The sequence below is a fragment of the Gilliamella sp. B3801 genome, from assembly GCF_026536645.1.
GTDB lineage: Bacteria > Pseudomonadota > Gammaproteobacteria > Enterobacterales > Orbaceae > Gilliamella > Gilliamella apicola_I.
Map to the genome: position 1 here is coordinate 1 of NZ_JAFNNR010000018.1, position 5,378 is coordinate 5,378.

3 protein-coding genes and 2 pseudogenes are annotated in these 5,378 nt (G+C 49.5%); 3 read left to right on the plus strand and 2 right to left on the minus strand.

Annotation, left to right across the window (positions count from 1 at the left end; all coding sequences use genetic code 11):
* A pseudogene (locus J3U14_RS11545) lies at positions 1-139 on the plus strand (IS4 family transposase); the annotation flags it as partial.
* Positions 140-286: 147 nt separating this feature from the next.
* Here J3U14_RS11545 and J3U14_RS11550 read toward each other — a convergent pair.
* Both J3U14_RS11550 and J3U14_RS11555 read right to left on the minus strand, forming a co-directional pair.
* Positions 287-1,147: a broad-spectrum class A beta-lactamase TEM-1 gene (locus tag J3U14_RS11550; RefSeq protein ID WP_000027057.1), complete on the minus strand. Its 861-nt coding sequence runs from the start codon at positions 1,145-1,147 to the stop codon at positions 287-289.
* A gap of 173 nt (positions 1,148-1,320) precedes the next feature.
* Complete coding sequence (locus tag J3U14_RS11555) at positions 1,321-1,878, minus strand: recombinase family protein (protein WP_152953140.1); 558 nt, start codon at positions 1,876-1,878, stop codon at positions 1,321-1,323.
* Between the two features lie 163 nt (positions 1,879-2,041).
* Between J3U14_RS11555 and J3U14_RS11560 the strand changes: the two genes are divergently transcribed.
* Both J3U14_RS11560 and J3U14_RS11565 read left to right on the plus strand, forming a co-directional pair.
* The gene (locus tag J3U14_RS11560) at positions 2,042-5,047 is read left to right on the plus strand and encodes a Tn3-like element Tn3 family transposase (RefSeq protein WP_001143759.1); all 3,006 of its coding nucleotides are present in this window, start codon (positions 2,042-2,044) and stop codon (positions 5,045-5,047) included.
* Between the two features lie 33 nt (positions 5,048-5,080).
* A pseudogene (locus tag J3U14_RS11565) lies at positions 5,081-5,378 on the plus strand (transposase); the annotation flags it as partial.

Here is a 5,378-nt window from a genome sequence, read left to right on the forward strand (position 1 = left end):
AGGCCGAAAAAATCAGCGCTCGACACGGACTCATTGTCACCACCCGTCACCTAAAATCTACTCAGCGTCGGCAAAGGAGCCATGGATTCTAGCAACTAACTTACCTGTTGAAATTCGAACACCCAAACAACTTGTTAATGGGGTCTGACGCTCAGTGGAACGAAAACTCACGTTAAGGGATTTTGGTCATGAGATTATCAAAAAGGATCTTCACCTAGATCCTTTTAAATTAAAAATGAAGTTTTAAATCAATCTAAAGTATATATGAGTAAACTTGGTCTGACAGTTACCAATGCTTAATCAGTGAGGCACCTATCTCAGCGATCTGTCTATTTCGTTCATCCATAGTTGCCTGACTCCCCGTCGTGTAGATAACTACGATACGGGAGGGCTTACCATCTGGCCCCAGTGCTGCAATGATACCGCGAGACCCACGCTCACCGGCTCCAGATTTATCAGCAATAAACCAGCCAGCCGGAAGGGCCGAGCGCAGAAGTGGTCCTGCAACTTTATCCGCCTCCATCCAGTCTATTAATTGTTGCCGGGAAGCTAGAGTAAGTAGTTCGCCAGTTAATAGTTTGCGCAACGTTGTTGCCATTGCTGCAGGCATCGTGGTGTCACGCTCGTCGTTTGGTATGGCTTCATTCAGCTCCGGTTCCCAACGATCAAGGCGAGTTACATGATCCCCCATGTTGTGCAAAAAAGCGGTTAGCTCCTTCGGTCCTCCGATCGTTGTCAGAAGTAAGTTGGCCGCAGTGTTATCACTCATGGTTATGGCAGCACTGCATAATTCTCTTACTGTCATGCCATCCGTAAGATGCTTTTCTGTGACTGGTGAGTACTCAACCAAGTCATTCTGAGAATAGTGTATGCGGCGACCGAGTTGCTCTTGCCCGGCGTCAACACGGGATAATACCGCACCACATAGCAGAACTTTAAAAGTGCTCATCATTGGAAAACGTTCTTCGGGGCGAAAACTCTCAAGGATCTTACCGCTGTTGAGATCCAGTTCGATGTAACCCACTCGTGCACCCAACTGATCTTCAGCATCTTTTACTTTCACCAGCGTTTCTGGGTGAGCAAAAACAGGAAGGCAAAATGCCGCAAAAAAGGGAATAAGGGCGACACGGAAATGTTGAATACTCATACTCTTCCTTTTTCAATATTATTGAAGCATTTATCAGGGTTATTGTCTCATGAGCGGATACATATTTGAATGTATTTAGAAAAATAAACAAATAGGGGTTCCGCGCACATTTCCCCGAAAAGTGCCACCTGACGTCTAAGAAACCATTATTATCATGACATTAACCTATCGTATCACGAGGCCCTTTCGTCTTCAAGAATTTTATAAACCGTGGAGCGGGCAATACTGAGCTGATGAGCAATTTCCGTTGCACCAGTGCCCTTCTGATGAAGCGTCAGCACGACGTTCCTGTCCACGGTACGCCTGCGGCCAAATTTGATTCCTTTCAGCTTTGCTTCCTGTCGGCCCTCATTCGTGCGCTCTAGGATCCTCCGGCGTTCAGCCTGTGCCACAGCCGACAGGATGGTGACCACCATTTGCCCCATATCACCGTCGGTACTGATCCCGTCATCAATGAACCGGACTGCCACGCCCTGAGCGTCAAATTCCTTTATCAGTTGGATCATATCGGCAGTGTCGCGGCCAAGACGGTCGAGCTTCTTAACCAGAATGACATCATCTTCCTCCACCTTCATCCTCAGCAAATCCAGCCCTTCCCGATCTGTTGAACTGCCGGATGCCTTATCGGTAAATATACGGTTTGCTTTCACACCTGCGTCTTTGAGTGCTCTGACCTGAAGATCAAGAGACTGCTGACTGGTTGAGACCCGAGCGTAACCAAAAAGTCGCATAAAAATGTACCTTAAATCGAATATCGGACAACTCATGTCTATTATTACAAATTTACGATTTAATAGACATATTAATGTAACAGTTTTACGATGTCCGATAATTTATAACATTTCGTACGGTTGCAAAAATGTTACTAAATGCCCGTCAGGCAGGGAGGCCGATATGCCCGTTGACTTTCTGACCACTGAGCAGACTGAAAGCTATGGCAGATTCACCGGTGAACCGGATGAGCTTCAGCTGGCACGATATTTTCACCTTGATGAAGCAGACAAGGAATTTATCGGAAAAAGCAGAGGTGATCACAACCGTCTGGGCATTGCCCTGCAAATTGGATGTGTCCGTTTTCTGGGCACCTTCCTCACCGATATGAATCATATTCCTTCCGGCGTCCGGCATTTTACCGCCAGACAGCTCGGGATTCGTGATATCACCGTTCTTGCAGAATACGGTCAGAGGGAAAATACCCGCCGTGAGCATGCAGCGCTGATACGTCAGCACTATCAGTATCGTGAATTTGCCTGGCCCTGGACATTTCGCCTTACCCGTCTTTTATATACCCGGAGCTGGATAAGCAACGAACGTCCTGGCCTGCTTTTCGATCTGGCGACAGGGTGGCTTATGCAACATCGTATTATTCTCCCCGGAGCCACTACGCTGACCCGGTTGATTTCAGAGGTAAGGGAAAAGGCGACGTTGCGCCTGTGGAACAAACTGGCACTGATACCGTCAGCCGAACAGCGTTCACAGCTGGAGATGCTGCTGGGGCCAACTGATTGCAGCCGCCTGTCTTTACTGGAATCACTGAAAAAGGGCCCTGTGACCATCAGTGGTCCGGCGTTTAATGAAGCAATTGAACGCTGGAAAACTCTGAACGATTTTGGCCTGCATGCTGAAAACCTGAGTACACTCCCGGCTGTGCGCCTGAAAAATCTCGCACGTTATGCTGGTATGACTTCGGTGTTCAATATTGCCAGGATGTCACCGCAGAAAAGGATGGCGGTTCTGGTTGCCTTTGTCCTTGCATGGGAAACGCTGGCGCTGGATGATGCATTGGACGTTCTGGACGCCATGCTGGCCGTTATCATCCGTGACGCCAGAAAGATTGGGCAGAAAAAACGGCTCCGCTCGCTGAAGGATCTGGATAAATCTGCATTGGCGCTCGCCAGCGCATGTTCGTACCTGCTGAAAGAAGAAACACCGGACGAATCGATTCGTGCTGAGGTGTTCAGCTACATCCCAAGGCAAAAGCTGGCTGAAATCATCACGCTTGTCCGTGAAATTGCCCGGCCCTCAGACGATAATTTTCATGAAGAAATGGTGGAGCAGTACGGGCGCGTTCGTCGTTTCCTGCCCCATCTGCTGAATACCGTTAAATTTTCATCCGCACCTGCCGGGGTTACCACTCTGAATGCCTGTGACTACCTCAGCCGGGAGTTCAGCTCACGGCGGCAGTTTTTTGACGACGCACCAACGGAAATTATCAGTCGGTCATGGAAACGGCTGGTGATTAACAAGGAAAAACATATCACCCGCAGGGGATACACGCTCTGCTTTCTCAGTAAACTGCAGGATAGTCTGAGGCGGAGGGATGTCTACGTTACCGGCAGTAACCGGTGGGGAGATCCTCGTGCAAGATTACTACAGGGTGCTGACTGGCAGGCAAACCGGATTAAGGTTTATCGTTCTTTGGGGCACCCGACAGACCCGCAGGAAGCAATAAAATCTCTGGGTCATCAGCTTGATAGTCGTTACAGACAGGTTGCTGCACGTCTTTGCGAAAATGAGGCTGTCGAACTCGATGTTTCTGGCCCGAAGCCCCGGTTGACAATTTCTCCCCTCGCCAGTCTTGATGAGCCGGACAGTCTGAAACGACTGAGCAAAATGATCAGTGATCTACTCCCTCCGGTGGATTTAACGGAGTTGCTGCTCGAAATTAACGCCCATACCGGATTTGCTGATGAGTTTTTCCATGCTAGTGAAGCCAGTGCCAGAGTTGATGATCTGCCCGTCAGCATCAGCGCCGTGCTGATGGCTGAAGCCTGCAATATCGGTCTGGAACCACTGATCAGATCAAATGTTCCTGCACTGACCCGACACCGGCTGAACTGGACAAAAGCGAACTATCTGCGGGCTGAAACTATCACCAGCGCTAATGCCAGACTGGTTGATTTTCAGGCAACGCTGCCACTGGCACAGATATGGGGTGGAGGAGAAGTGGCATCTGCAGATGGAATGCGCTTTGTTACGCCAGTCAGAACAATCAATGCCGGACCGAACCGCAAATACTTTGGTAATAACAGAGGGATCACCTGGTACAACTTTGTGTCCGATCAGTATTCCGGCTTTCATGGCATCGTTATACCGGGGACGCTGAGGGACTCTATCTTTGTGCTGGAAGGTCTTCTGGAACAGGAGACCGGGCTGAATCCAACCGAAATTATGACCGATACAGCAGGTGCCAGCGAACTTGTCTTTGGCCTTTTCTGGCTGCTGGGATACCAGTTTTCTCCACGCCTGGCTGATGCCGGTGCTTCGGTTTTCTGGCGAATGGACCATGATGCCGACTATGGCGTGCTGAATGATATTGCCAGAGGGCAATCAGATCCCCGAAAAATAGTCCTTCAGTGGGACGAAATGATCCGGACCGCTGGCTCCCTGAAGCTGGGCAAAGTACAGGCTTCAGTGCTGGTCCGTTCATTGCTGAAAAGTGAACGTCCTTCCGGACTGACTCAGGCAATCATTGAAGTGGGGCGCATCAACAAAACGCTGTATCTGCTTAATTATATTGATGATGAAGATTACCGCCGGCGCATTCTGACCCAGCTTAATCGGGGAGAAAGTCGCCATGCCGTTGCCAGAGCCATCTGTCACGGTCAAAAAGGTGAGATAAGAAAACGATATACCGACGGTCAGGAAGATCAACTGGGCGCACTGGGGCTGGTCACTAACGCCGTCGTGTTATGGAACACTATTTATATGCAGGCAGCCCTGGATCATCTCCGGGCGCAGGGTGAAACACTGAATGATGAAGATATCGCACGCCTCTCCCCGCTTTGCCACGGACATATCAATATGCTCGGCCATTATTCCTTCACGCTGGCAGAACTGGTGACCAAAGGACATCTGAGACCATTAAAAGAGGCGTCAGAGGCAGAAAACGTTGCTTAACGTGAGTTTTCGTTCCACTGAGCGTCAGACCCCGTTAATATCTATTCGAAGCGAATGCAGATTGAAGAAACCTTCCGAGACTTGAAAAGTCCTGCCTACGGACTAGGCCTACGCCATAGCCGAACGAGCAGCTCAGAGCGTTTTGATATCATGCTGCTAATCGCCCTGATGCTTCAACTAACATGTTGGCTTGCGGGCGTTCATGCTCAGAAACAAGGTTGGGACAAGCACTTCCAGGCTAACACAGTCAGAAATCGAAACGTACTCTCAACAGTTCGCTTAGGCATGGAAGTTTTGCGGCATTCTGGCTACACAATAACAAGGGAAGACT